The sequence below is a fragment of the Streptomyces sp. NPDC002776 genome (assembly GCF_053592195.1).
Genome location: NZ_JBSFVG010000025.1, coordinates 1 through 24,456 on the forward strand (window position 1 = coordinate 1; position 24,456 = coordinate 24,456).

Below are 24,456 nucleotides of genomic sequence, written 5' to 3' on the forward strand. Positions count from 1 at the left end.
CTGCTGTCGCTGCCCGGCTCGCCGATCCTCTACTACGGCGACGAGATCGGCATGGGCGACAACATCTGGCTCGGCGACCGCGACGCCGTCCGCACCCCGATGCAGTGGACACCGGACAGGAACGCGGGCTTCTCCACCGCCGACCCCGGTCGGCTCTTCCTGCCCACGATCATGGACCCGGTCTACGGTCACCAGGTCACCAACGTCGAGGCGTCCATGGCGTCGCCCTCCTCGTTGCTGCACTGGACACGCCGGATGATCGAGATCCGCAAGCAGAATCCCGCCTTCGGACTCGGCTCCTTCACGGAACTGCAGTCGTCCAACCCGGCGGTACTGGCCTTTCTGCGGGAGTACGAGGACGATCTCGTCCTGTGCGTGAACAATTTCTCCCGGTTTGCCCAGCCGACCGAGCTCGATCTGCGCGAGTTCGACGGACGGCACCCGGTCGAGCTGTTCGGCGGCGTCCGCTTCCCGGCCATCGGCGAACTGCCGTACCTGCTGACGCTGGCGGGACACGGCTTCTACTGGTTCCGGCTCTCCCGAGTCGCCTCCCGCATCGGCCGCCGACACCGAGCGTCCGCCCCTTGAGCGTGTCCCCTTGAGCATGTGCCGACGAAAGGACGCGTCACCATGCCGAAGACCGCATCCCTCAGACCGAGCCCTCCGGCCGTAGCCGACATCATGGTCTCGCTCGGCGGTCTGCTGCGTCAGTGGCTGCCGCGGCAGCGGTGGTTCGCGGGCAAGGACCGGCCGGTCACCGACCTGGCCCTGTTGTCCATGACCGAGCTGTTCCCGGGCTGTCTGCATCTGCTGGTCCACGCCGGTCATGTCCCGGTGCCCGCCCCCGGCGGCACCACCGCGCCCCCGGCCGGCGACTGCTACCAGCTGCTGCTCGGAGTGCGCGAGCACCCCTCCCCGCGCCTGGGCCGCAGCCTCATCGGACGAGCCGACGAGGGCCCGCTCGCCGGTCTCACGGTGTACGACGCCCTGCAGGACCTGCGCTCCGCACAGCTGCTCCTGGACCGGCTGCGGCACCCCGGCACCGCCGGCCCGCTGCGCTTCGAGTCCTGCTCTCCGGTGCAGGTCCCGTCCGGACTCGCGCCGCGCCTGATGGACGCCGAGCAGTCCAACTCCTCGCTGGTGTACGGCGACGCCTTCGTGCTGAAGGTGTTCCGGCGGATCCAGCCGGGTGTCAACCCGGATCTGGAGGTGCCGGGCGCGCTGGCCCGGCAGGGCTGCCGACGGGTCCCCGCACCGGTCGCCTGGTTCCGGACCACCCGTCCGTGGGACGCGACGCTGGGCGTGCTCCAGCCGTTCCTGCGGGACGCGACCGACGGCTGGACGCTGGCGCTCCAGGCGCTCGCCTCCGGTGACGACTTCACCGCGGAGGCCCACCAGCTGGGCCGGGCCACCGCCGAGGTCCACCTCGCGCTCGCCTCGGCGTTCCCCTGCGAGACCCGCCGCGAGAACGCCGCCACGGCCGCGGCGATGACCGAGCGGCTGGACTCCGCGGCGCACTGCGTACCGGCCCTGCAGTCCTTCGTGCCGGGCCTGCGGACCGCGTTCGGGGCGCTCACCATCTGCGACCCCGGCCCGCCCGCCCAGCGGATCCACGGCGACCTGCACCTGGGGCAGGTCCTGCGGGCCGGACGGGAGTGGTTCGTGATCGACTTCGAGGGCGAACCGTCCCGCCCGCTCGCCGAGCGGCGCGACCTGCACTCCCCCGTCCGGGACATCGCCGGAATGCTGCGCTCCTTCGACTACGCGGCACGCCAGCGCAGGCCCTGGCGGCCTGAGTGGGCCCGCCGCTGCCGCGAGTCGTTCTGCGCGGGTTACGCGGCTGCCGCCGGATGGGACCCCCGCAAGAAACACGGCCTCTTGCGCGCCTACGAGACGGACCGGGCCGTGTATGAAGTGCTCTACGAAGCCAGGCACCGCCCGGACTGGCTACCCGTACCGATGGCGGCGATCGAGCGTCTCGCCGTACGAGGAGGCTGACCCCATGGCGTTGCGTGACACCTCGCTGCCCGAGCCGTCAGGACCCGCCCGGTGCGGGACGGCTCCGCCGCTGGACCCCGATGACCGCGGTCGCCTGCTGGCCGGCGCCCACCACGACCCGCACGCGCTGCTCGGCGCCCATGTGGTGCAGGGCGGGATCATGTTCCGGACGCTGCGCCCGTTCGCCCGCGCGGTGAGCGTGGTGATCGACGGCAGACGCAGACAGCTCACCTCCGAGGGCGACGGTCTCTTCGCCGGGGTGGTGCCGCGGCGGAAGAAGATCCCGGCGTACACCCTCCTGGTGTCGTACGAGGACGGCGAGCACGAGGTCGCCGACCCGTACCGCTTCCTGCCCGCCCTCGGGGAGCTGGACCTCCATCTGATCCGGGAGGGCCGGCACGAGCAGCTGTGGAAGGCGCTCGGCGCCGAGCCGATGACCCACCAGGGCGTCACCGGCACCCGGTTCACCGTGTGGGCGCCGAACGCCCAGGGCGTGCGGGTCGCCACGGACTTCACGTACTGGGACGGCACCGCGTTCCCGATGCGCTCCCTGGGCGCCAGCGGTGTGTGGGAGCTGTTCCTGCCCGGCGTCGGCGAGGGCACCCGGTACAAGTTCGAGATCCACTCCCGGCACGGCCACCGCTTCCTCAAGGCCGACCCGATGGCCCGGTTCGCGGAGATCCCGCCGGACACCGCGTCCATCGTGCACTCCTCCCGCTACGAGTGGGACGACGCGGAGTGGATGGCGCACCGCGGGGACGTCCCGGTGCATGTGGCGCCGTTCTCGGTGTACGAGGTGCACCTTCCGTCCTGGCGGCCCGGGCTGACCTACCGTGAGCTGGCCGAGGTGCTCCCGGCCTACGTCAAGGACCTCGGCTTCACGCACGTGGAGTTCATGCCGGTCGCCCACCACCCGTTCTCGGGCTCCTGGGGCTACCAGATCACCGGCTTCTACGCGACCATGGCCCGGCTCGGCACGCCCGACGACTTCAAGTTCCTGATCGACGCACTGCACCGGGCGGGCATCGGCGTGATCATGGACTGGGTGCCCGCCCACTTCCCGAAGGACGACTGGGCCCTGGCCCGCTTCGACGGGGAGCCGCTGTACGAACCCGGGGACGACCGGCGGGCCGAACATCCGGACTGGGGCACCTACGAGTTCGACTTCGGGCGGGTCGAGGTGCGCAACTTCCTCGTCGCCAACGCCGTGTACTGGTGCGAGGAGTTCCACATCGACGGGCTGCGGGTGGACGCGGTCGCCTCGATGCTGTACCTCGACTACTCCCGTGACTCCGGCCAGTGGACGCCCAATGTGTTCGGCGGCCGGGAGGACCTGGACGCGGTGGCGTTCCTGCGCGAGATGAACGCCACCGTGTACCGGCGGGCGCCCGGCGTGGTGACCATCGCGGAGGAGTCCACCGCCTGGGAGGGAGTCACCCGGCCCACCGACAGCGGCGGGCTCGGCTTCGGCCTGAAGTGGAACATGGGCTGGATGCACGACTCGCTCGGCTACATCAGCCACGAGCCCGTCCACCGCAAGTACCACCACAACGAGATGACCTTCTCGATGGTGTACGCCTACAGCGAGAACTACGTCCTGCCGATCTCGCACGACGAGGTCGTGCACGGCAAGCAGGCGCTGGTGTCGAAGATGCCCGGCGACTGGTGGCAGCAGCGCGCCAACCACCGCGCCTACCTGGGCTTCATGTGGGCCCACCCCGGCAAACAACTCCTGTTCATGGGGCAGGAGTTCGCCCAGGGCGCGGAGTGGTCCGAGCCGCACGGACCGGACTGGTGGCTGCTGGACCCCGGCTACAGCGCCGAGCCCGACCACCGGGGCGTCCGGGACCTGGTCCGGGACCTCAACACCGCCTACCTCGCCACCCCGTCGCTGTGGCAGCGGGACACCGACCCGGGCGGCTTCCAGTGGGCCCTCGGCGACGCGGCCGACGACAACGTCTTCGCCTTCCTCCGGTACGCCGCCGACGGCACTCCCCTGCTCGCGGTGTCGAACTTCTCCCCGGTCGTGCGGGAGGACTACCGGATCTGGGTCCCCGAGGGCGGCACCGTCTGGGAGGAGACCCTGAACACGGACGCGGCCCGGTACGGAGGCGGCGACATCACCAACCCCGGGCCGATCAAGCCGGAGGAGGACGGGATCCGGATCACCCTGCCTCCGCTGGCGACGGTCTGGCTGACGCCGTATCCCTCCTGACGCCCGAGGCGATGCCAGGTGTCCGACTGCCCGGTAGCGGGCAGTCGGGGGCGTACGACGAAACCTCGTCGTCATCGCGTCGGGCCATAGAAGGGGTGCCACAGGTGCGCACCGTAGGTGTGGAGGAAGAACTCCTCCTTGTCGATCCGGAGACGGGTGAACCGCGGGCCCGGTCGGCCGCGATCATCGCCCGCGCCGAGCGGGAGAGCGCGGACGGGCACGACGTGTTCGAGAAGGAACTGCACGACCAGATGCTGGAGTACGCCAGCGAGCCGCAGTCGAGCATGGACGGCCTGAGCCGGGAGATCGCCCGGTGCCGCAAGGAGGCGGCGCGGTACGCCGGGGAGCTGGGCTGTGCCGTGGCGGCGCTGGCCACCTCCCCGCTGCCGGTCAGCCCGGCCGTCGGCGCGGGCCGGCGCTATCAGTGGATGGCGGAGCAGTACGGCATCGCCACCCAGGAGCAGCTCGTCCTCGGCTGCCATGTGCATGTGAGCGTGGAGTCCGACGAAGAGGGCGTCGCCGTCATCGACCGGATCCGGCCGTGGCTGTCGGTGCTGGGCGCGCTGAGCGCCAACTCGCCCTTCTGGCAGGGCAAGGACTCCGGGTACAGCAGCTATCGCAGCCGAGTGTGGCAGCGCTGGCCGTCGGCGGGTCCCACCGAGGTCTTCGGGTCGGCCGAGCGGTACCACCAGGTCGTCCAGGACATGATCGACACCGGGGTGATCCTCGACCAGGGGATGGTGTACTTCGACGCCCGGCTGTCCCGGAACTTCCCGACCGTGGAGATCCGGGTGTCGGACGTGAGTCTGCACGCGGACACGCCCGTCCTGATCGCCAACCTGGCCCGCGGCCTGGTGGAGACGGCCGCACGGGAGTGGCGGGCGGGGATCGAGCCGGCGGCGCACAGCGTCAGCGTGCTGCGGCTGGCGGCGTGGCAGGCCGCCAGGGCGGGCGTCACGGAGGAGCTGCTGCATCCCGTGACCATGCGGCCCATGCCGGCCCGCGCCGTGCTGCAGGCCCTCCTCGACCATGTCGGGGAGGCGCTGGAGGACCACGGCGACCTCGAGCGGGCCCGGGCGGGCGTCGCCGAGCTGCTGGAGCGCGGCAACGGCGCCCGGGTGCAGCGCGAGCTGCTGGAGCGCACCGGCAGCCTTCGGGACGTGGTCCTGGAGTGCGTCCGGCGCACTCACGAGTGAGGCGGGAGGCGCCTCACAGCATGAGCATGATGGCGTAGGTCAGGAAGAAACCCGCGCAGAGCACGGCGAGGACGAGGATCACGAGGATCGGGCCCTTGGCCCAGCCCGTGGTCGGGTTGTGCGTCTCGCGCGGGCCCGCTTCGGGCATGCTGCTCTCCGCAGGCGGGGTTTCGCCCGGTGGTACCGAACCGCCCGGTTCCAGACCGGTGGTGCGCTCGGGCTCCGGATCAGGGTTGATGTGGTTCATGCCCCCCGAGTCCCCCGATCTCGCCGAGATCATCAGCGGCGGCGGATCAGCACCGGCGGAGTTGTCGGATTCCGGCCCGGTTCGCTCGTACCTCGGCTAGATTCGAGCACCGCCGATAACCCTCCTCGTCGGTGGCGTCACACCGTGTACACGACAGGAGCTGCGCATGCGCGACTTCGCCCTGGCTCCCTCCGTCACCGCGCCGCCGGGCGGCGGGCTCGCCGACAGCATCTTCGAACGGGCCCTCCTGGAGCCCACGCTGCCGATGCTGGCGCGCCGCCTGCCCGGTTCCGCGGAGTGGACCGAGATCAGCGCGGTCGAGGTGCGGGACACGGTGGTCGACGTGGCCAAGGGTCTGGTCGCCTCCGGGATCTCGCCCGGCCGGCGCGTGGCGATCATGGCGCGCACCCGGTACGAGTGGACGGTCTTCAGCCATGCCCTGTGGGCGGTGGGCGCCGAGGTCGTGCCCGTGTACCCGACCGCCTCGCGGGAGCAGGTGGAGTGGATCCTCCGCGATGCCAAGTGCGTGGGCGTGGTGGTCGAGGACGAGCAGTCGGTGATGACCGTCGGCTCGGTGTGCGCCTCGCTGCCGCTGCTGCGGCATGTCTGGCAGCTGGACGCGGGGGCGCTGGACGAGCTGGTCGAGCGGGGGGCCTTCGTGCCGCTCGCCGCGGTCGACTCGCTGCGCCGGATCGTGCTGCCGGACTCCACCGCCGTGATCTCCTACACCTCCGGCTCCACCGGCCGCCCGCTCGGCTGCGCGCTGAGCCACCGGAGCCTGGCCAACGGGTGCGACACGCTGCTGGCGGGCTGGGGGCACCTGGTGGTGCCGCCGGGAGGACAGGCGTCGGTGCTCGCCTTCCTGCCGTTCTCGCATGTGTACGGGCTCATGGTGCAGGGACTGTGCGTGCGCGGCGGGATGCTGATGGGCCACGAGTCCGACCCGGGCGGGGACTCCCTCGCCTCGGCGCTGCGCTCGTTCCGGCCGACGTACTTCTGCGCCGTCCCGTCCGTCTTCGAGAAGATCTACAAGAACTTCCTGCGCTCCGCCCGCCAGTCGGGCCGGGGCTCGCTGTTCGAGCGGGCCGCCGACACGGCACGGGACTTCGCCGCGGCCCTGGAGCGGCACCGGCTCGGCGAGGGGCCCGGGCCCGGCTTCGATCTGCGCCTCCAGCACGCGCTGTACGAGCGGACGGTCTACCGCGGGCTGCGCGGCGCCCTGGGCGGCCGGATCCGCCGGGCGACGTCCGGCGGCTCACCCCTGAACCGGGAGATCTCCCTGTTCTACGAGGGCATCGGCATCTACCTCAACGACGGGTACGGGCTCACCGAGACCGCCGGCGGGGTCACCGCGCAGCCGCCCGGCCAGGAGCGGTCGGGGACGGTCGGCAAGGCGCTGCCCGGCATGGACGTCCGGGTGGCCGACGACGGGGAGATCCTGGTGCGCGGGCCGTCGGTGTTCCAGGGCTACGTCAACGACGAGGCGGCGACCCGGGCCGTGCTGCGGGGTGGCTGGCTGGCCACCGGGGACCTCGGGATGCTCGACTCCGACGGCTATCTGACGATCACCGGCCGCAAGAAGGACGTCATCATCACCAGCAGCGGCAAGAGCGTCGCTCCGGCCGCCCTGGAGCAGCGCCTGCGGATGAACCCGCTGATCCATCAGGCGGTGGTGGTGGGCGACAACCGGCCCTGTGTCGGGGCACTGCTCACCCTGGACCCGGACTTCCTGGCGTACTGGCGCGGCACCCTGCAGCCGCGCTCCGACCCGCGCAGCCGGGACGCCCGGGAGGAGAACGCGCTGCGGGAGGAGATCGCCCGGGCGGTGGCGGCCGCCAACAGCACGGTGTCGCGGTCGGAGTCGATCCGGGTCTTCCGGGTGCTGCCGGAGCCGTTCGACCTCAGCAACGGACTGCTGACGCCGTCGATGAAATTGCGCAGGGACGCTATCGTGCGGCACTACGCATTGGAGATCGACGCGATGTACCAGGCCCGCGCCCGGACCCGGCGGCAGCCGGTGCCGGACGAGTCGGCGGTGTGGGACGACGCGGACAACGTCTTCCGGTGACCTGTGCGTAGGTCGCGGCGAGCGGGGAAGCCGGACAGCGCAGGTGCATGGGGGGAGAGACGGACGACGACACCTTGGCTGGACAGGACATTGCAGACCGTCTCGTCCGCTTCGCGGGGGCGCTGGCGGACGTGACCGAGGCACGCATGGCCGCGGAGGCATACCTCCGTGACCTGGCGCGGGTCTCGCCGCCCGCCGAGCCCGACCACCGGGACGACATCCTGCTGGTGGTCACGGAGCTGGCGGCGAACACGGTGGAATACGCCCCGGGCCCGTTCGAGCTGCGCTTGAGCAGAGCCTTCGACGGTGTGCACGTCGTCCTGCGCGACACCAGTCCGGAGCCGCCGGCCCCGCGTGCCTTCGACCCGCACAGCGGCGGCCGCGGAGTTGGCTGGTATCTGGTGCAGAGCCTGAGCCATCAGGTCGGCGTCATCACCCATGAGCGCGGCAAGGACGTCCACGTCTTCCTGCCGTGGTGACTGCGCGGCCGATCTTTGGGAACCCAGTGTGCGCAAGCCCCCCGTGGGGCAGTGTGGCTCGAACATGCCGTTCATCTGCCTGCCGCACCCGACTGGCCAAGCGGCCGCGAGCGCGGTGGGATCGATGAGGTGCGAGGCAGCGATCCAGGGGCAGGCGAACGACGTCGTATCAGACCGCCTGGAGCCGCAGAAGGGATGAACACCGTGACACGACCCAGGATCCTGGTGGTTGGCGCAGGCTTCGCCGGAGTGGGGTGCGTTCGCCGTCTGGAGCGCAAGCTGGCCGCCGACGAGGCCGACGTCACCCTGGTGACGCCGTTCGCCTACCAGCTCTATCTGCCCCTGCTGCCTCAGGTCGCCTCCGGCGTGCTGACGCCCCAGTCGATCGCGGTCTCCCTGCGCCGCAGCCGCAAGTACCGCACCCGGATCATCCCGGGCGGTGCCATCGGCGTGGACCTCGCGGCCAAGGTGTGCGTCATCCGCACGATCACCGACGAGATCGTCAACGAACCCTTCGACTACATCGTGCTGGCGCCCGGCAGCATCACCCGCACCTTCGACATCCCGGGTCTGACGGACCACGCGTTCGGGATGAAGACGCTCGCCGAAGCCGCCTACATCCGTGACCACGTCATCTCGCAGCTCGACCTGGCCGACGCCAGTGACGATCCTGCGGAGCGGGAGTCGCGGCTGCAGTTCGTGGTGGTCGGCGGCGGCTACGCGGGCACCGAGACGGCCGCCTGCCTCAACCGGCTCACCCGGGCCGCCGTCAAGCGCTACCCCCGGCTGGATCCCAGCCTGATCAAGTGGCATCTGATCGACATCGCCCCGAAACTCATGCCCGAGCTGGGCGACAAGCTCGGCCGCAGCGCCCAGGACGTCCTGCGCAAGCGGGGCATCGAGATCTCGCTCGGAGTGTCCATCGCCAAGGCGAGCCCGGAGGAGGTCACCTTCACCGACGGCCGGGTGGTGCCCACCCGCACCCTGATCTGGACGGCCGGGGTCGTCGCCAGCCCGCTCATCAAGACCCTCGGCGCGGAGACCGTCCGGGGGCGGCTCGCGGTGACGGCCGAGATGAACCTGCCCGGACAGGACGGGGTGTTCGCGCTGGGCGACGCGGCGGCGGTGCCGGACCGGGCCAAGGGCGAGGAGGGCGCCGTCTGCCCGCCGACGGCCCAGCACGCCATGCGTCAGGGCAAGGTCGTCGCCGACAACGTCATCGCGACCCTGCGCAACCAGCCGATGAAGCCGTACGTCCACAAGGACCTCGGGCTCGTCGTCGACCTCGGTGGCCGGGACGCGGTGTCCAAGCCGCTCGGGGTCGAACTGCGCGGGCTGCCCGCCCAGGCGGTGGCCCGCGGCTACCACTGGTCGGCGTTGCGCACCAATGTCGCCAAGACGCGCGTGATGACGAACTGGGTGCTCAACGCCATCGCCGGCGACGACTTCGTGCGCACCGGCTTCCAGGCCCGCAAGCCCGCCAAGCTGAGGGACTTCGAGTACACCGACGCCTATCTGACGCCGGAGCAGCTGCGGGAGCACCTGGCGGAGGGTCGGGGATAGCCACCGGCAAGGGGCGGGCACGGCTGCGGGACCGGGTCGCGGCGTCCGACCCGGGGCTGCTGCGGCTGGCCGCGGGGCTGCGCACGGTCGCCTCGATCGCGCTCGCCCTCGTCGTGCTCGCCCTGCTCGGCGCCGATGTGCCGCATCTGGTCGCGGGCGCGATGGCGGCGATGGTCTCCACCTTCGCCGTACGGGAGAAGCAGCGCGGCCCGCAGGCCGTCACGCTCGCCCTCGGCCTGCCGGTCGCGCTCACCTCCGTCACCCTGGCCGCGCTGCTGCACTCCCATGTGATCGCCGGTGATCTGTTCTTCGTCGTCCTGATCTTCGGTGCCGTCTACAGCCGCCGGTTCGGCGACCGCGGTACCGCGCTCGGGCTGATCGGCTTCCAGCTGTACTTCGTGTCCCTGTTCGTCGGCGCCACCGTCGCGGACCTGCCCGAGCTGTACGTCTCCGTGGTCACGGCCGTGGTGTGCAGCGCCCTGGTGCGGTTCGCGGTGGTGCCGGAGACACCGGCCGGGACGCTGGAGCGGCTGCGCGAGGCGTTCCGGGCCCGGTTGGCGCAGCTGGTGTCGGCCCAGCTGGAGCTGCTGGACGCGGGCCCCGGAGAAGCGGACCGGGCGTTGCGGAGCGTGCGCGAGGGCACGGCGCGGCTGCACGAGACGGCGCTGATGATTCAGGGGCGGCTGGAGGAGGGCACGGCGGACGAGAGCACGGCCCGGCTGGTGCAGCGGCGGGTGGCGGACGCGGAGATCGCCGCGGAGCGGCTGGGCCTGCTGCTGCTCACCGCCCGCAGTGCCGAACGCACGGACACCCTGACCCTGCACCTACCCGGCGCCACCGCCCCGACGGCTGGACGGCTGCCGGTCCGGGACGAGGCCGCCGACACCCTGCGCCGGGACCTGCGCGGCCTGCAGCTGCTGGTCCAGCGCCCGGGCGGCACCGCGCTCGCCCAGGTCCGCAACCGCCTGCTGTCCTACCGCGACGAGGAGAACCTGCCCGCCGCCTCCCCGCCGGTGCAGGACGCATTCCGCGGGGTCGGCGAGGCCGCCCGGGCCGTCCTGGGGCTGCGGACCGCGCTGGACGGGCCGCAGGACGAGTCGGACGACACCCCGTCCACCGCCAGGTCCCGTGAGGAGCTGGACGCCGAGGACGCCGCCATCGACGGCGCGGAGGACACCGCGGCCGAGGAGCCGGCCGGACTGCGCAGGCCGACCACCCGGGCCGCCGTGCAGGTCGCCGTGGGCTCGGCGCTGGCCATCGTCGGCGGGGAGCTGCTGTCCAGTCACCGCTGGTACTGGGCGGTGCTGACCTGCTGGATCGTCTTCCTCAACACCTCCTCCACCGGCGAGATCCTGGTGAAGGGCTACCGCAGGCTGCTCGGCACGGTGCTCGGGGTGGTGGCCGGCATCGTGCTGGCGGGGCTGGTGGGGCAGCACACCTGGACGGCGTTCGCGCTGGTGCTGGTCTTCGTGTTCTGCATGTTCTACACCGCGCCCCTGTCGTACACGCTGATGTCGTTCTTCGTCACGGCGGCGCTGGGGCTGCTCTACACCCTGCTGCACACCTACAGCCTCGCGGTGCTGGTGCTGCGGATCGAGGAGACGGCGCTGGGGGCGGCCTGCGGGGTGTTCGCGGCGGCGCTGGTGCTGCCCATCGCCACCGACCGGCGGACCAATGACCTGCTCGGCACCGTGCTGGAGCGGTTGGGGGAGGTCACCGGGACGGCCGTGGAGCAGTTGAGCGGCGGGCCGCCGGTGGTGCTGCTGGACCAGGCGCGGGACCTGGATCAGGCGCTGGCCGATCTGCGGGCCGCGACCAAGCCGCTGACGCATCCGGTGACCCCGCTCAGGGCCCGCCGTGACACCGCCCGCTATGTGGTCGCGCTGCTGGAGACGGCGGCCTATCACGCGCGCTCGCTGGCGGCGACCGCCGAGCTGCTGCCCACGCATCCCTCGATCGCGGCGGATCCGCGGCTGCGCGGGGCCGGGCGGCGCATCGCGCACAACATCAGGGCCATCGCCGCGCATGTCGCCGACGAGCGGGCCGAGGACCGGGTGGAGACCGGTCCGAGCATCGCCTCGCTGCTGGAGCCGCAGGTGCCGGGCAGCAGCCGGTACGGCAGGGTCACCGACCGGGTGCTGCGGCACCTGCAGCGGCTCGACGAGTCCGTGGTGGGCCTGGCCCGCCCGCTGGGGGCACCGGTCGGCCCGGCGGACGGCGCCTGAGACCGGTCAGAAGTCGGTGGGCAGGCCGCTCGCCTCGGCGATGCCGCGCAGTTCCTCGTCGTCGTGGCGGCGCGTCCTGATGTAGGACGCGATCTCGTCGAGGCGGTCGGGGTCGGAGGCGGTGGCCGAGTCGGTGACCACCCGGACCGAGCCGGTGTCCCCGAGGTCGATCTCGACGACCTCGTTGTCCATCCGGCCGGTGACCGCGGTGGCGATGACCAGGGCGGCCTGGTCCCGGATCTCCTGGGGCAGCTGCTCCTCGCCGTCGTCGTCCAGGGCGAACTCGGCCGGTGGCAGCCGCCGCTCGTCGATGGCCCTCAGGACGGGTTCGACGACGTCGAGCAGACGGAGGTAGTCCTCGGTGTCCATTCGGGCGCGCAGCAGGCCGAGGTAGATGTCCACGGGCCGGCCGTCGGGCGAAAGCTCGTAGTCGTTCATCTGCCCCGCGTTCCCCTTATCCGGAGTCTCAGACGCGTCGCCGGGCGGCCATCATGAAGGAGAACAGGCCGAACAGCACCAGACCGCAGGCGACGGCGGCCAGCAGCCACGGGCCGAGCCCCGTCTCGGCGAACGAGCGCAGGGTGTCGTCCAGGCCCTTGGCCTCGTCGGGTTCGTAGTCGACGGCGGCGCGTACGGCGAAGGCGCCCAGCACGGCGAAGACCGCTGCGCGCGCCAGGCCGCCGCCCACGCCCGTCACGTCCGTCAGCCGCTGTGCGGTCCGGGACATCTCGCCGAGCTTCAGATCCTTGCGGTACTTGCGGCGGATCGCCTGGACGCCGATCCACACCCCGGCGACCATGATGCCCGCCCCGCCCGCCCCGACGATCCACTGTCCGGCGGGCAGCTCCATCGCCGTCGCGGTGATGTCGCGGGACTGCTGGTCGGCGGAGCCGCCGCCCTCGCCCTTGCCACCGTTCGCCGCGAAGCGCAGCACGGAGTAGGCGACGAAGCCGTAGAAGAGACACCTGCCCGCGGACAGGAGGCGCTTGTGGGGCTTGTGGCCCTTCGGTCCCACGCGGCCGAAGACCACCTCCGACAGCCGCCACAGGGCCATGCCGACCAGGCCGATGCCCAGGGCCCACAGCAGGACGGAGCCGAAGGGCTTCTCGGACAGTTCGGCCAGGGCGCCCTGGCGGTCCGCCTGGCGGCGCCGGCCGCCGAAGGCGATCTGCAGGGCGAGGGTTCCGACCAGCAGGTAGATCACCCCGCGCGCGGCCAGTCCCGCCCGGGCGGCGCCCTCGGTCATCGAACCGGCGGCCTTCGACCCGGACGGGGTGCGACCCGCCCCGACCACGGCACTCATATTCATCAGGACCTCCCGGACTTCGAATGCCCCGGTTGGGGCGGGACTCACGTCGGAAGGCCGGGTCAGCGCCGCCGGCTGCGGCGGCCGAGGGCGTGCAGGTGCTCCAGGGCGTCCAGGACCACGGTCCGGTCGTACCAGGCCAGCCAGCGGCCCGCCTGGGCGCCGACCTCCTCCAGGGCCTTGAGCTGGGCCGCCGTCATGTCCTTGAGCAGGCCCTCGAAGTGTGCCGAGACGATGCCCAGGCACTGGCCGGAGGCGGTGGCCAGCGGCACACTGTGGACGGACCTGCTGCCCGAGGCGAGGATCGCCTCCCGGGCCGGTTCGGTGAAGACCGGGTCCGCCTCCACGTCGTGCACGGTCAACTGGGCGACGTCCCGGGCCGCCCGGGCGCACGCGGTGCCGTCGGCACCGACGTAGGCGAAGAAGTCGAGGAAGTCCGCGGTGTGCCCGGTGTGCTTCTCGATCCGCAACCCGGTGCGGGCGCGGTCGGCGAGCTGCACATTGCCCATGTCGGTGTCCACCACGGCGAGCGTCTGGCTCAGTACCGCCGTCAGGACGGCGCCCCGGGTCTCGCTGCCGGTCTCCCGGGCGGCCGGAAAGGTCAGGGGCGGCTCCACGGTCCGGGCCCGGCCGGTGAACCACAGCGCCGCGCGCTCGTCGGGGCGCGGCAGGGTCACCACGGCTTCGGCGAGGGTGCGCATGCGCACGTTGTAGTGCTGCGAGGCCCGCCGCATCAGCGAGAACGCACTGTCCGCGTCGGGCAGCGCGTAGCGCTCCTGCAGCATGCCCTGGGCCTGTGCGATCAGCGGATGGGTCAGGGCGCGGGCGCGCAGATCGCGCACCTCGGCGCGGAGCCGCTCCAGCTCCTCCTCGGTATCGGACATGGAACTCCTCAGGTGGGTCGAAACCGCACCTGCCCTCTTTGTTCCGTCCTACACGCGAGGTTTTCAGAGCAGCGGCATCAGGGCGCTGATCCGTTTGCCGCCCGCGGGCAGCAGGGATACCTGCACGTCACGGGCGAGACGGCACACGATCCGCCAGCCGTGGCCGCCGAAACGGCGGGGCGAGCGCCGCTCGCCGGGTTCGGTGACCACCGGAAGGCAGTCGCTGCGGTCGCTCACCGAGACCCGTACGCCGGGATCGACGAGATCGACGCGGAAGTCGGTGACCCCGCCGCCGTGCACGATTGCGTTGGTAGTGAGTTCCGAAGCGACCAGCAGGGCGTCGTGGACCGCCATGCGGTCGGGCGCCGCACCGGTGGCGCGGCAGTGGTCGGCCACCGCGCGTTCCACGGCCCTGCGTGCCTGGGCCGGTTCGCTCACGGACTGTGTGTTGTGCTCCCCGCGCATCATCTGACTCCGTGAATCGGTATGGAGGGCTCCCACCGGGCGCCTTGCGGCCCCTTCTTCCGGCTCGCCCTTACCGGGCGGGTCAAACCTTCCGGCACCCGACCGGACGCTCGAACCGGCCACCACGGGGTACGCGGAATCCATGACCGATGTCGTGGACTCAGACGAACTGCTACGGCGCATCCAGCGCGCCCGGACCTGCGCGCGTCAGGAGGAGCAGACCTGGCGGACCCGCAGCGTCGAACTGCGGGCGAGTGATCCGGACGGAGCGCGGGACGCCGACGTGCGGGCGGTCGCCTATGAGGCCGTGCTGCGGGTGCTGGACGAGATCGTGACACCGGGCGCGCATGCGCAGCAGCCCTGAGGGCCCCGGTTGGTGGCCGCCCTGTCGGGAACCCGCTCCCGCATGAAACTCGATCACGAGCGAGCACCGGTACTGGAGGCCCTGGCCGACTACCACCGTCAAGGGCGGACGTCGTTCTCCCCGCCCGGGCACAAGCAGGCCCGCGGCGGATCCGGCGGTCCGGGAGATCCTCGGTGACGCGGTCTTCCTCGGCGATGTGCTGGCCTCGGGCGGTCTCGACGACCGGCTCACCCGGGGCCGGGTGCTGGAGCGGGCCGAGGAACTGATGGCCGACGTGGTCCACGCCGACCACACGTTCTTCACCACCTGTGGCTCGTCCCTGTCCGTCAAGGCGGCGATGCTGTCCGTCGCCGGCCCGCACGAGCGGCTGCTGATCGGGCGGGACGCCCACAAGGCCGTGGTGTCGGGGCTGATCATCGCCGGGATCGAGCCGGTCTGGGTGGAACCCCAGTGGGACGCCGAGCGGCACCTGGCACATCCCCCGTCCGCGGCGGACTTCGACCGCGCCTTCGACGCGCATCCCGACGCCAAGGGTGCCCTGGTCACCAGCCCCACGCCGTACGGGACCTGCGCCGATCTGCAGGCCGTCGCCGACGTCTGCCACCGGCGCGGGCGGCCGCTGATCGTGGACGAGGCCTGGGGGGCGCATCTGCCCTTCCATCCGGATCTGCCGACCTGGGCGATGGACGCCGGCGCGGACATCTGCGTGACCACCGTCCACAAGATGGGCAGCGGGCTCGAACAGGGCTCGGTCTTCCATCTCCAGGGCGACCTGGTGCCGCCCCAGCTGCTCAAGATGCGCTCGGACCTGCTCAGCACCACCAGCCCCTCGGTGCTGATCTACGCGGGTCTGGACGGCTGGCGTCGCCAGATGGCGCTGCGCGGCAAGGACCTGATGGGCGGGGCGCTGGACCTCGCGGCCCGGCTGCGGGAGGACATCGAGCGGCTCGAGGGCCTGCATGTCAACGACCGGGACGACTTCTGCGGCGCCGGCCTCGCGGACGACCTCGATCCGCTGACGGTCACCGTCGAGGTCGACGGCCTCGGCATCACCGGGTACCGGGCGGCGGACTGGCTGCGCCGGCACCGCGAGGTCGACGTCCATCTCAACGACCACCGGCGGATCGGCGCGCAGATCACGCACGGGGACGACGAGGAGACGACGGGCGAGCTGATCGCCGCGCTGAAGGATCTGGTGGCCGCGGCGCCGGGGCTGCGCCCGGTCCCCGGCGTGGCGGTGCCGCCCCCGGCCGAGCTGCGACTGGAGCAGGCCCGGCTGCCGCGGGACGCCTTCTTCGGGCCCGCCGAGGACGTGCCGGTCCAGGAGGCGGCGGGCCGGATCGCGGCCGAGATGATCACGCCGTATCCGCCGGGCATCCCGGTCGTCCTGCCCGGTGAGCGGCTGACCGAGCCGGTGCTGCGATACGTGCTCACCGGCCGCGACGCGGGCATGAATCTGCCGGATCCGAGCGATACGAGCCTGGAGACGATCCGGGTGACGGCGGACCCGGAGTGAAACGGGTCACGTGACCCGCTGCCGGTTTCACACGACGACCAGAGATGGTTTACCGTTCATCCATACGTGGTCGCGGGGTCGATGTGAACCGTCCCCCGGACCCCGCATACGGCCCTGGCTGGCTTCCCCCGTCCAGCCAGGGCTTTTTCATGCCCGCGGAAATCTCCACCGGTTCTGTAGTCCGTCAAGGTGCTCTTCGGCTCGGCAGCGGCTGAAATGGGCGTAGGGAAAGCCCCGGAACCCCGACGCCGGCGAGGAGCCCCGTGTCATGACCAAAGCGACCAAACTGCTGACCGCCCTTCCCCCGCCGCAGCGCAGCCTTCTGATGACGGCGGCCAAGGAAGTCTCCTTCCCGGAGGACGCCCGTATCTTCGAGGCCGGCGGCACCGCCGACCGGTTCTGGGTGATCCGCTCCGGCGCCGTATCGCTGGACCAGCAGGTGACCTCCGTGCAGCGGGTCACCGTCGCCAGCCTCGGCTCCGGCGATCTGCTGGGCTGGTCCTGGCTCTTCCCGCCGTACCGGTGGGACTTCGGCGCGGAGGCTTTCAGCCCTGTGCGCGCCTATGAGTTCGACGCCGCGGCCGTGCTCCGGCTGTGCGAGGAGGACCAGCAGCTCGGCATGATCCTGGTCCGCACGGTCGCCGAGATTCTCGCGCACCGGCTGGAGATGACCCGGGGCAAGCTCATGGAGCAGTACGGGATGCGCCGGCGCAGCGCCCTGTAGGGGGCGTCAGACCCGGTAGCGGCGCAGTGCCGGGACGGCGAGGGCCAGGCCGACCACCGCCACGACGGCCTGGCGCGCGCCGAAGGCCGAGCCCGCCGTGCCGTGCAGCACGCCGGCGCGGTCCGCCCGCGACGACGACCGTGAGGACACCCTGCATCCGGCCGCGCATCTGATGGCGGCGCCCCAGGCGACCACGGCGCCGATCACCATCAGGCCGTGCCGGCGTGCCCGGGAGAAGGTGCCGGAGAACAGCCCGCCGAGCACCGCGCCGACCGGGATCGCGGCGAACAGCACACCGAGCGCGAGGCCTTCGCCGTAGGACCCGTAGGACCCGTAGGTCTCGGCGCGAGCTGCGGGAACGGGGCCCGGGGCATGCCGAGGACCATGGCGATCACATCGGCGAGGAACGACAGCGGCAGCACCTTGTGCAGGGCGAGGTAACGGAACCCGGCCCCGATGCATCACGGTCGAGCCGATGGCGTTGGCCGTCAGTTCGTCCGCCGGGACGAGCCGGGCGACGGAGGCGTTGCGGGTCGGCGCGTTCAGCCCGAAGAAGGCCTTGGGCGGGGCGGCGCAGCGGGCGGGTGTCCATGACCCGGCGGCGCCTGACTCGTGCCGGGCGGGAGTTCGGGGTGCGTGATCTCAGCTGCCGAGGATCAGTGACGCACCGAGGACGAGCATCATGGCGGCGACCAGAGCGTCGACGATCCGCCAGGCCGCGGGGCGGGCGAGCAGCGGGCTGAGCAGGCGGGCACCGTAGCCGAGCGCGGTGAACCAGCACAGGCTGGCGAGGACGGCGCCGAGCCCGAACGTCCAGCGCAGGTCACCGCGGTCGGCGGCGACGGAGCCGAGCAGGAACACCGTGTCGAGGTAGACGTGCGGGTTGAGCCAGGTCATCGCCAGACAGGTCAGCACCGCGCGCCGGCGCGACCCCGTGGCGTCCCCGTCCGTCCGCAGCGCACCGGCCGGACGGAACACGCGCCGGGCGGCGAGGACGCCGTAGGCGATCAGGAACGCTCCGCCGATCCAGCCGACCGCCGTCAGCGCGCCCGGCCAGGCCACCACGACCGCGCCGACGCCGCCGACGCCGAGGGCGATGAGCGCGGCGTCGGACAGGGCGCAGATGGCGACGACGGCGAGGACCGCGTCGCGGCGGATGCCCTGGCGCAGGACGAAGGCGTTCTGGGCGCCGATGGCGACGATGAGCGAGAGGCCGGTGCCGAAACCGGCGGCGGCGGTGGTGAGAGCGATGGGCATGGCTCCGACGCTAGAGATGCCCCCATCTTGTGTACAGCTAAAGATTCTTACGTACCCTTAGCTCTCGTGATGGTGACGGAGCTGCCGCTGGACCAAGTGCGTACGCTGCTCGCGGTGGTGGACGAGGGGACGTTCGAGGCCGCCGCGGCCGAGCTGCATGTGACGCCCTCCGCGGTCAGCCAGCGGGTGAAGGCGCTCGAACAGCGCACGGGGCGCGTGCTGCTGGTGCGGACGAGACCGGTGCGCCCCACCGAGTCGGGCGCCGTCGTGGTGCGGTTCGCGCGCCAGCTCGCCCGGCTGGAGCGCGACGCGCGGGCCGAGCTGGGCATGGGCGGCGCGGAGCGGGAACCGACCCGGGTGTCGGTCGCGGTGAACGCCGACTCCCTGGCGACCTGGTTCCTCGACGCCCTCACCCGCGTACCGTCCGACCCACGGCTCTGCTTCGAACTGCGCCGCGAGGACGAGGCCCATACCGCGGCGATGCTCCGGGAGGGCCTGGTGATGGCGGCGGTGACCTCCGCGGCCGAGCCGGTGGCGGGATGTTCGGTACGGCCGCTCGGCAGGATGCGGTACGTCGCCGCGGCGAGCCCCGGCTTCGTCGAGCGGTATCTCGCCGGACCGCTGCGTCAGGCGCTGCCGGAAGCACCCGTGGTGACCTTCGACCGCAGCGACGAACTCCAGGACGCCTTCCTGCGCCGCCTGCGCCGGGACGGCACCGGCGCGGTCCGGCACCGGATCCCCACGTCGGAGGGGTTCCTGGCGGCCGTCGAGGCCGGGCTCGGCTGGGGCATGGTGCCGGAGATCCAGGCCGGCGCCCGGTTGCGTGACGGCCGGCTGGTCTCCCTCGCCCCGGAGCGGCCGGTGGACGTGCCGCTGTACTGGCAGCAGTGGAAGCTGGACTCCCCCGCGCTGGCGACGGTCGCGGAGGTGGTGGCGAGGACGGCGGCCGAGGTGCTGGACGTTTAGATCCCCATGACAGGACGGGGCCGGCGCGCCGGGTCCAGCCGGGCCTGCGCGCTGTCCAGGAGCATTTCCAGCGCCGTCGGATAGGCGCTGGTCACCATGCGGGTCGCCAGCAGGGGGGCCGCCTCGGCGATGCGGGGATGGCTGGTGCGGGGCAGACGGGCGTACGTGGAGCGCCACATCGCCTCGTCGGCGCGCAGCGCGGCGCTCGGCAGGGCCAGGGAGGCGGCGTCCAGAGCGGCGAAGGCCAGGGTCTGGTCGATGAAGGCGTGGTAGATCCGGACCGTCTCGGCGAGCGGGAAACCGGCGGTCCGCAGCACGTGCAGCACCGCCTCGTCGGCGGCGAGTTCGTTGGCCCGGCCGGTGACCCGGTTCGTGGTCAGCAGCGCGGCCTGCGGATGGGCGACGTAGGCGGCGTGGATCCTGAGGCCGACCGTCCTGAGGTCCGCCCGCCACTCCCCTGTCGGCCGCCAGCCGTGCAGGGCCTGTCCGATGAGCGCGTCGCCGATCGCGAGGGTGAGGTCGTCCATGCCGCGGAAGTACCGGTACAGGGTGCTCGGATCGGCGTCCAGGGCCAGCCCGAGGCGGCGGGCGGTGAGCCCGGCGCTGCCGTGCTCGCGCAGCAGCCGCAGCGCGGTCTCCACGATCAGCGCCTCGGACAGCACCGTGCCGCTCTTGGTCGGACGGCGCCGGCGCCGCTTCTCCTCGGGGACCACTGGTTTGGGCACGCCTGCCTCCTGCCGCCTTATGCCAACGCCATTGACCTTACGTGAGAGGCGGGCGTTGTATCTCCGTCGGGGCCCCGCGTTCTTTCCCAGGCCTTTTGATCTGCTCCGACAGGGAGTTCTCGTCATGCGTGTACTGCTCGTGGGCGTCGGCGGTGTCGGCACCGCTGTCACCCGGATCGCCGCCCGGCGTACGTTCTTCGAGGCGATGATCGTCGCCGACTTCGACCCGGCGCGTGCCGAGGCGGCCGTCGCCCACCTCGACGACCCCCGGTTCCTGGCCGAGCGGGTCGACGCCGGCGACGAGGCCGCGGTGGCCGCGCTGCTGCGGCGCCACTCCTGCGACGTCCTGGTCAACGCCACCGACCCGCGCTTCGTGATGCCGCTGTTCCGGGCGGCGCGCGCCGCCGGGGCCACCTATGTCGACATGGCGATGTCCCTGTCGCGTCCGCACGCCGAGCACCCGTACCGCGAGTGCGGCGTCAAACTCGGTGACGAGCAGTTCGCCGAGGCCGACGCGTGGGCGAAGGACGGCGCGCTGGCCCTGGTGGGCATGGGCGTCGAGCCGGGTCTGTCCGATGTCTTCGCCCGGTACGCGGCCGACGAACTCTTCGACGAGATCGAGGAGATCGGCGTCCGGGACGGCGCGAACCTCACCGTCGACGGCTACGACTTCGCCCCCTCCTTCAGCATCTGGACCACGATCGAGGAATGCCTCAACCCGCCGGTCGTCTACGAGGCCGACCGGGGCTGGTTCACGACCGAGCCCTTCAGCGAGCCCGAGGTGTTCGACTTCCCGGAGGGCATCGGGCCGGTGGAGTGCGTGAACGTGGAGCACGAGGAGGTGCTGCTGGTCCCGCGCTGGGTGGACGCCCGCCGCGTCACCTTCAAGTACGGGCTAGGTGAGGAGTTCATCAGCACCCTCAAGACGCTGCATCTGCTGGGCCTGGACCGCACCGAGCCGGTGACCGTGCCGGGCCCCGACGGGCCGGTGCGGGTCTCGCCCCGGGACGTGGTCGCCGCCTGCCTGCCCGACCCGGCGACCCTCGGCGAGCGGATGCGCGGCAAGACCTGTGCGGGCACCTGGGTGCGGGGCGTGAAGGACGGGGCGCCGCGCGAGGTGTACCTGTACCACGTCGTCGACAACGCGTGGTCGATGGCCGAGTACGGCAGCCAGGCCGTGGTGTGGCAGACGGCCGTCAACCCGGTGGTCGCGCTCGAACTCCTCGCCGACGGTGCCTGGTCGGGCGCCGGCGTGCTCGGTCCGGAGGCGTTCCCGGCCCGTCCGTTCCTGGATCTGCTGACCGCCTACGGCTCCCCGTGGGGCCTGCGCGAGCAGTGATCGCGGGGCCGGCTCAGAAATCCGTGGTTTCACTTCCGTGTCGGCAGGTCACCCGAAAGCGACTAAACGCATCCGAAAGGCATGAACGACGTTAGGGCGCAGGTGACTTCGATGGATGACTGGCGCGGCCGGGCCGAATGCCGTCACGAGGACCCCGAACTCTTCTTCCCGATCGGTACCTCGGGGCCGGCACTGATGCAGGCGGAGCAGGCGAAGGAGGTGTGCCGGCGCTGTCCGGTGCAGGAGCGGTGTCTGGAGTGGGCGTTGGACACCCGCCAGGCGGTCGGTGTCTGGGGCGCGACGACCGAGACGGAACGCGTGTCGCTGTTGCGGCGGCGGGCCTCCGCGCGCCGCCGCAGCGGGTAGCAGACGGTCAGGTGTCCTGCGGCGGGCCGCACCCGGGCAGCCGGAGCGTGAACACCGCGCCGGTGCCGGGTTCGCTCGCCGCCTCGGCCGTACCGCCGTGGGCGGCCAGCAGGTGGCGGACGATGGGCAGGCCGAGTCCGCTGCCACCGGTGCGGCGGCTGCGGGACTTCTCCGCCCGCCAGAAGCGGTCGAAGACGTGCGGCAGATCCTCGGGCGCGATCCCGCAGCCGGTGTCGGTGACCGCCAGGACCACGGCGTCGCCGTCGTGGCGCGCGGACAGGGTCACGGTGCCGCCCGAGGGGGTGTGCCGCAGCCCGTTGGAGACGAGGTTGCCGAGCGCCTGCCGCATCCGTACCGGGTCGGCGTCCAGCCAGGGGTCACCCTGCGCCGCAGTGCGCAGGGTGACCCCTGCCGCGTCGGCGGCGACCCGGTGGGCGGCGGCGACCTGATCGAGGAGGTCACCGGCGCGGACCGGTTCGCGGTGCAGCCGCAGGGTGCCGGCGTCGGCGTCCGCGAGGTCCTGGAGATCGTCGATGACCCGCTGCAGGACGAGCGCCTCCTCGTGCAGCGAGCCGAGCAGGGCGGGGTCAGGGTCGACCAGGCCGTCCCGGGTGACCTCGAGCCAGCCGCGGATGTTGGTGAGCGGGCTGCGCAGTTCATGGGCGATGTCACTGACCATCGCCTTGCGCTGGGCCTCCAACCGGGCCCGGCGGTCGGTGAGTTCGTTGAACGCCGCCGCGAGGATCCCGGTCTCGTCCCGCGTGGTGACGGGCACCCGCACATGCCGGTCCGGGGGCTGCTGGGCGGCCGCGGTCAGCGCCCGCAGCGGCCTGACCAGCCGGGTGGCGACGACGGCGGTCACGGCCACGGTGACGGCGAGCACCAGGCCCGCGGCGCCCACGACCTTGGTCCAGTTGGCCGGGGACAGGTCGAAGCGGACGGCGGGCCGGTCCCCGACGCCGAGGTACAGGTGGGCGGGCGGGGCGACATAGGGGTCGAGCTGGACCCGGCGGGCCTGCTCGACGCAGTCCTGCGCCTGCCGCTGGGCGCTCTCGTGCGGCTGCGCCAGGAGCTTGCCCATGAGGTAGCGGGTGGTCATCCTGCGCTCGGTGACGTCCACGGCGACGAACAGCGGCTCGTGGAAGTCCAGGCCCCGCGCGTCCAGGCAGGCGCGGGCGCGTTCGGTCAGCTCGGTCAGCGCCTTGTCCTCGGTGGCGGTGGGCGTGTTGAGCCGCCCGTCGGCGCATTCCACGGGCACGTAGTCGAGGGCGCTGCCGTCGTCGTCGGTGAGGACCGGGCGGCCGCTCGGGGTGCGCTCCACGGTCGCCTCGATGCCGTTGCGGGCGAAGCATGCGCGCCGCTGGCCGGCCAGTCGGTCCAGCCGCGCGCGTTCACCGGCGGGCAGCCGGTAGGGGCCGGCCACCCGCGGGTCGGTGCCGCCGCGCTGGGCGCCGCGGTCGGTGTGGGTGTCGATGGTCAGCGGGTCGACGGTGGCTGCGGCCCGCGGCGGCAGCGGGGTGCCGGGCGCCGCGGAGTCGGCGATCACCGTGCCGTCGCCGGTGGTCAGGGCGATGCGTCGGCCGATCCGGTCGGACAGCTCGCGCAGGGTGCCCGGTACGCCCTTCCAGTCGGGGTGGGTGGCCGCGTAGCCGCTGAGCCGGTCGAGGACGTCCATGTCGTCGGCGAGGACCTGGCCCTGTTCCTCGCGCAGGGCGCGCGTGGTGGTCTCCACCGCCAGCCAGGCCGTCGCCGCCACCGAGCACACCGCGATCAGCACCGAGGCGATCAGCAGCCGCACCAGAAGCCGCTTGCGCAGGGGTATGCCGGATCTCATCCGCGGCCGCCGCTCAGCTTGTAGCCCACCCCGAACACCGTCAGCAGCCGGACCGGCCGCCGTGGATCGGCCTCGACCTTGCGGCGCAGGTTCATGATGTGGACGTCCACGGCTCGCTCGGTGGAGGCCCGGTCGGTGCCCCGAGTGCACTCCAGCAACTGCCGCCGGGAGAACACCCGCTCGGGCTCGGCGGTCATGGCGAGCAGGATCTGGAACTCGGCGGGCGTGCACTCCACCGGCTCCCCGTCGCACCGCACCTCGTGCCGCACCGGATCGACGGCGAGGCCCGCCGCCCGTACGACGGGATCCTCCCGCCGGTCCGCGGCCCGCCCGCTGCGCCGCAGCACCGTGCGGATACGGGCCATCAGCTCGCGCGGGCTGTACGGCTTGGTCATGTAGTCGTCGGCGCCCAGTTCGAGACCGAGCAGGACGTCGTCCTCGGCGGAACGGGCCGTGAGCATCAGCACCGGGATGTCCGGATTCCCGGGGTCGCGGCGCAGCACCCGGCACACCCCGAAGCCGTCGATCACGGGGAGCATCAGGTCCAGCACGACCAGGTCGGGGCGCAATCGTCGGACGGCGTCCAGGGCGGCGGGGCCGTCGTGGACCACGGTGGCGGTGTGACCCTCCGCCAGCAGGGAGCGCCGGATCAGTTCGGCCTGCATCTCGTCGTCCTCGGCGACCAGCACATGTGCGCACACGCGGCGGATCCTAGGCGG

Annotated in this window: 22 protein-coding genes and 2 pseudogenes; 14 read left to right on the plus strand and 10 right to left on the minus strand. The window is 72.2% G+C overall.

Going from position 1 to position 24,456, the window contains the following annotated elements; genetic code table 11:
- The 4 genes from ACWD11_RS32250 to ACWD11_RS32265 form a co-directional block, all read left to right on the plus strand.
- On the plus strand, positions 1-588 hold a 588-nt coding region (locus ACWD11_RS32250), incomplete at its 5' end, for an alpha-glucosidase C-terminal domain-containing protein (RefSeq protein WP_451287324.1).
- Between the two features lie 42 nt (positions 589-630).
- Positions 631-1,998 carry a maltokinase N-terminal cap-like domain-containing protein gene (locus ACWD11_RS32255; RefSeq protein WP_451287326.1) on the plus strand — a complete coding sequence of 456 codons (1,368 nt, stop codon included), beginning with the start codon at positions 631-633 and terminating at the stop codon, positions 1,996-1,998.
- Positions 1,999-2,002: 4 nt separating this feature from the next.
- On the plus strand, positions 2,003-4,213 hold the full coding sequence (gene glgB / locus ACWD11_RS32260) for a 1,4-alpha-glucan branching protein GlgB (protein WP_451287328.1): 2,211 nt from the start codon (positions 2,003-2,005) through the stop codon (positions 4,211-4,213).
- A gap of 104 nt (positions 4,214-4,317) precedes the next feature.
- Complete coding sequence (locus ACWD11_RS32265; RefSeq protein ID WP_451287330.1) at positions 4,318-5,409, plus strand: glutamate--cysteine ligase 2; 1,092 nt, start codon at positions 4,318-4,320, stop codon at positions 5,407-5,409.
- A gap of 13 nt (positions 5,410-5,422) precedes the next feature.
- On the opposite strand, the gene ACWD11_RS32270 is transcribed toward ACWD11_RS32265, so the two are convergent.
- Positions 5,423-5,656 (minus strand): DUF6480 family protein, encoded by a 234-nt coding sequence (locus ACWD11_RS32270; RefSeq protein WP_389420271.1) that lies wholly within the window; start codon positions 5,654-5,656, stop codon positions 5,423-5,425.
- Between the two features lie 166 nt (positions 5,657-5,822).
- Here ACWD11_RS32270 and ACWD11_RS32275 point away from each other — a divergent pair, with 166 nt between their 5' ends.
- From ACWD11_RS32275 to ACWD11_RS32290, 4 genes are all read left to right on the plus strand, one after another.
- On the plus strand, positions 5,823-7,724 hold the full coding sequence (locus ACWD11_RS32275; protein ID WP_389420270.1) for an AMP-dependent synthetase/ligase: 1,902 nt from the start codon (positions 5,823-5,825) through the stop codon (positions 7,722-7,724).
- A gap of 47 nt (positions 7,725-7,771) precedes the next feature.
- Positions 7,772-8,203 carry an ATP-binding protein gene (locus ACWD11_RS32280; RefSeq protein ID WP_389420269.1) on the plus strand — a complete coding sequence of 144 codons (432 nt, stop codon included), beginning with the start codon at positions 7,772-7,774 and terminating at the stop codon, positions 8,201-8,203.
- A gap of 195 nt (positions 8,204-8,398) precedes the next feature.
- Positions 8,399-9,766, plus strand: coding sequence for an NAD(P)/FAD-dependent oxidoreductase (locus tag ACWD11_RS32285; RefSeq protein ID WP_451287332.1), 1,368 nt, complete (start codon positions 8,399-8,401; stop codon positions 9,764-9,766).
- A gap of 113 nt (positions 9,767-9,879) precedes the next feature.
- Positions 9,880-11,991 carry an FUSC family protein gene (locus ACWD11_RS32290; RefSeq protein WP_451287334.1) on the plus strand — a complete coding sequence of 704 codons (2,112 nt, stop codon included), beginning with the start codon at positions 9,880-9,882 and terminating at the stop codon, positions 11,989-11,991.
- A 6-nt stretch (positions 11,992-11,997) separates the two neighbouring features.
- On the opposite strand, the gene ACWD11_RS32295 is transcribed toward ACWD11_RS32290, so the two are convergent.
- The 4 genes from ACWD11_RS32295 to ACWD11_RS32310 all read right to left on the minus strand — a co-directional run bounded on the left by ACWD11_RS32295 (position 11,998) and on the right by ACWD11_RS32310 (position 14,646).
- Positions 11,998-12,429 (minus strand): hypothetical protein, encoded by a 432-nt coding sequence (locus tag ACWD11_RS32295; protein WP_383308988.1) that lies wholly within the window; start codon positions 12,427-12,429, stop codon positions 11,998-12,000.
- A 28-nt stretch (positions 12,430-12,457) separates the two neighbouring features.
- Positions 12,458-13,300 (minus strand): DUF1206 domain-containing protein, encoded by an 843-nt coding sequence (locus tag ACWD11_RS32300; RefSeq protein ID WP_451287336.1) that lies wholly within the window; start codon positions 13,298-13,300, stop codon positions 12,458-12,460.
- Positions 13,301-13,359: 59 nt separating this feature from the next.
- Positions 13,360-14,181 carry an ANTAR domain-containing protein gene (locus tag ACWD11_RS32305; protein WP_389420265.1) on the minus strand — a complete coding sequence of 274 codons (822 nt, stop codon included), beginning with the start codon at positions 14,179-14,181 and terminating at the stop codon, positions 13,360-13,362.
- 63 nt (positions 14,182-14,244) lie between these two features.
- Positions 14,245-14,646, minus strand: a complete 402-nt coding sequence (locus tag ACWD11_RS32310) for an ATP-binding protein (RefSeq protein WP_389420346.1) — start codon at positions 14,644-14,646, stop codon at positions 14,245-14,247.
- A gap of 142 nt (positions 14,647-14,788) precedes the next feature.
- Here ACWD11_RS32310 and ACWD11_RS32315 point away from each other — a divergent pair, with 142 nt between their 5' ends.
- The 3 genes and pseudogenes from ACWD11_RS32315 (at position 14,789) to ACWD11_RS32325 (ending at position 17,250) form a co-directional block, all read left to right on the plus strand.
- Complete coding sequence (locus tag ACWD11_RS32315) at positions 14,789-15,010, plus strand: hypothetical protein (protein WP_451287338.1); 222 nt, start codon at positions 14,789-14,791, stop codon at positions 15,008-15,010.
- 42 nt (positions 15,011-15,052) lie between these two features.
- Positions 15,053-16,526 (plus strand): annotated as a pseudogene (locus ACWD11_RS32320) (aminotransferase class I/II-fold pyridoxal phosphate-dependent enzyme).
- A 268-nt stretch (positions 16,527-16,794) separates the two neighbouring features.
- Positions 16,795-17,250, plus strand: coding sequence for a cyclic nucleotide-binding domain-containing protein (locus ACWD11_RS32325; protein WP_389420262.1), 456 nt, complete (start codon positions 16,795-16,797; stop codon positions 17,248-17,250).
- 6 nt (positions 17,251-17,256) lie between these two features.
- On the opposite strand, the pseudogene ACWD11_RS32330 reads toward ACWD11_RS32325, so the two are convergent.
- Positions 17,257-17,820 (minus strand): annotated as a pseudogene (locus ACWD11_RS32330) (MFS transporter); the annotation flags it as partial.
- 72 nt (positions 17,821-17,892) lie between these two features.
- Positions 17,893-18,507 carry a LysE/ArgO family amino acid transporter gene (locus tag ACWD11_RS32335; protein WP_389420261.1) on the minus strand — a complete coding sequence of 205 codons (615 nt, stop codon included), beginning with the start codon at positions 18,505-18,507 and terminating at the stop codon, positions 17,893-17,895.
- 69 nt (positions 18,508-18,576) lie between these two features.
- Here ACWD11_RS32335 and ACWD11_RS32340 point away from each other — a divergent pair, with 69 nt between their 5' ends.
- Positions 18,577-19,473, plus strand: coding sequence for a LysR family transcriptional regulator ArgP (locus ACWD11_RS32340; protein WP_389420345.1), 897 nt, complete (start codon positions 18,577-18,579; stop codon positions 19,471-19,473).
- Here ACWD11_RS32340 and ACWD11_RS32345 read toward each other — a convergent pair.
- Positions 19,470-20,198, minus strand: a complete 729-nt coding sequence (locus ACWD11_RS32345; protein ID WP_451287341.1) for a TetR/AcrR family transcriptional regulator — start codon at positions 20,196-20,198, stop codon at positions 19,470-19,472. The genes ACWD11_RS32340 and ACWD11_RS32345 overlap by 4 nt on opposite strands.
- Positions 20,199-20,322: 124 nt before the next feature.
- Here ACWD11_RS32345 and ACWD11_RS32350 point away from each other — a divergent pair, with 124 nt between their 5' ends.
- Together ACWD11_RS32350 and ACWD11_RS32355 are read left to right on the plus strand one after the other, a co-directional pair.
- Entirely contained in the window at positions 20,323-21,537 is a 1,215-nt protein-coding gene (locus ACWD11_RS32350) for a saccharopine dehydrogenase family protein (RefSeq protein WP_451287342.1), read from the plus strand.
- A 111-nt stretch (positions 21,538-21,648) separates the two neighbouring features.
- Positions 21,649-21,903, plus strand: a complete 255-nt coding sequence (locus tag ACWD11_RS32355; RefSeq protein WP_389420258.1) for a WhiB family transcriptional regulator — start codon at positions 21,649-21,651, stop codon at positions 21,901-21,903.
- 7 nt (positions 21,904-21,910) lie between these two features.
- Here the strand turns inward: ACWD11_RS32355 and ACWD11_RS32360 are convergent, their stop codons facing one another.
- Both ACWD11_RS32360 and ACWD11_RS32365 read right to left on the minus strand, forming a co-directional pair.
- A complete protein-coding gene (locus tag ACWD11_RS32360; RefSeq protein WP_451287344.1) occupies positions 21,911-23,737 on the minus strand; it encodes a sensor histidine kinase in 1,827 nt (608 codons plus the stop codon).
- On the minus strand, positions 23,734-24,438 hold the full coding sequence (locus ACWD11_RS32365) for a response regulator transcription factor (protein WP_389420256.1): 705 nt from the start codon (positions 24,436-24,438) through the stop codon (positions 23,734-23,736). The genes ACWD11_RS32360 and ACWD11_RS32365 overlap by 4 nt, the downstream gene beginning before the upstream one ends.
- Positions 24,439-24,456: the final 18 nt, after the last annotated feature.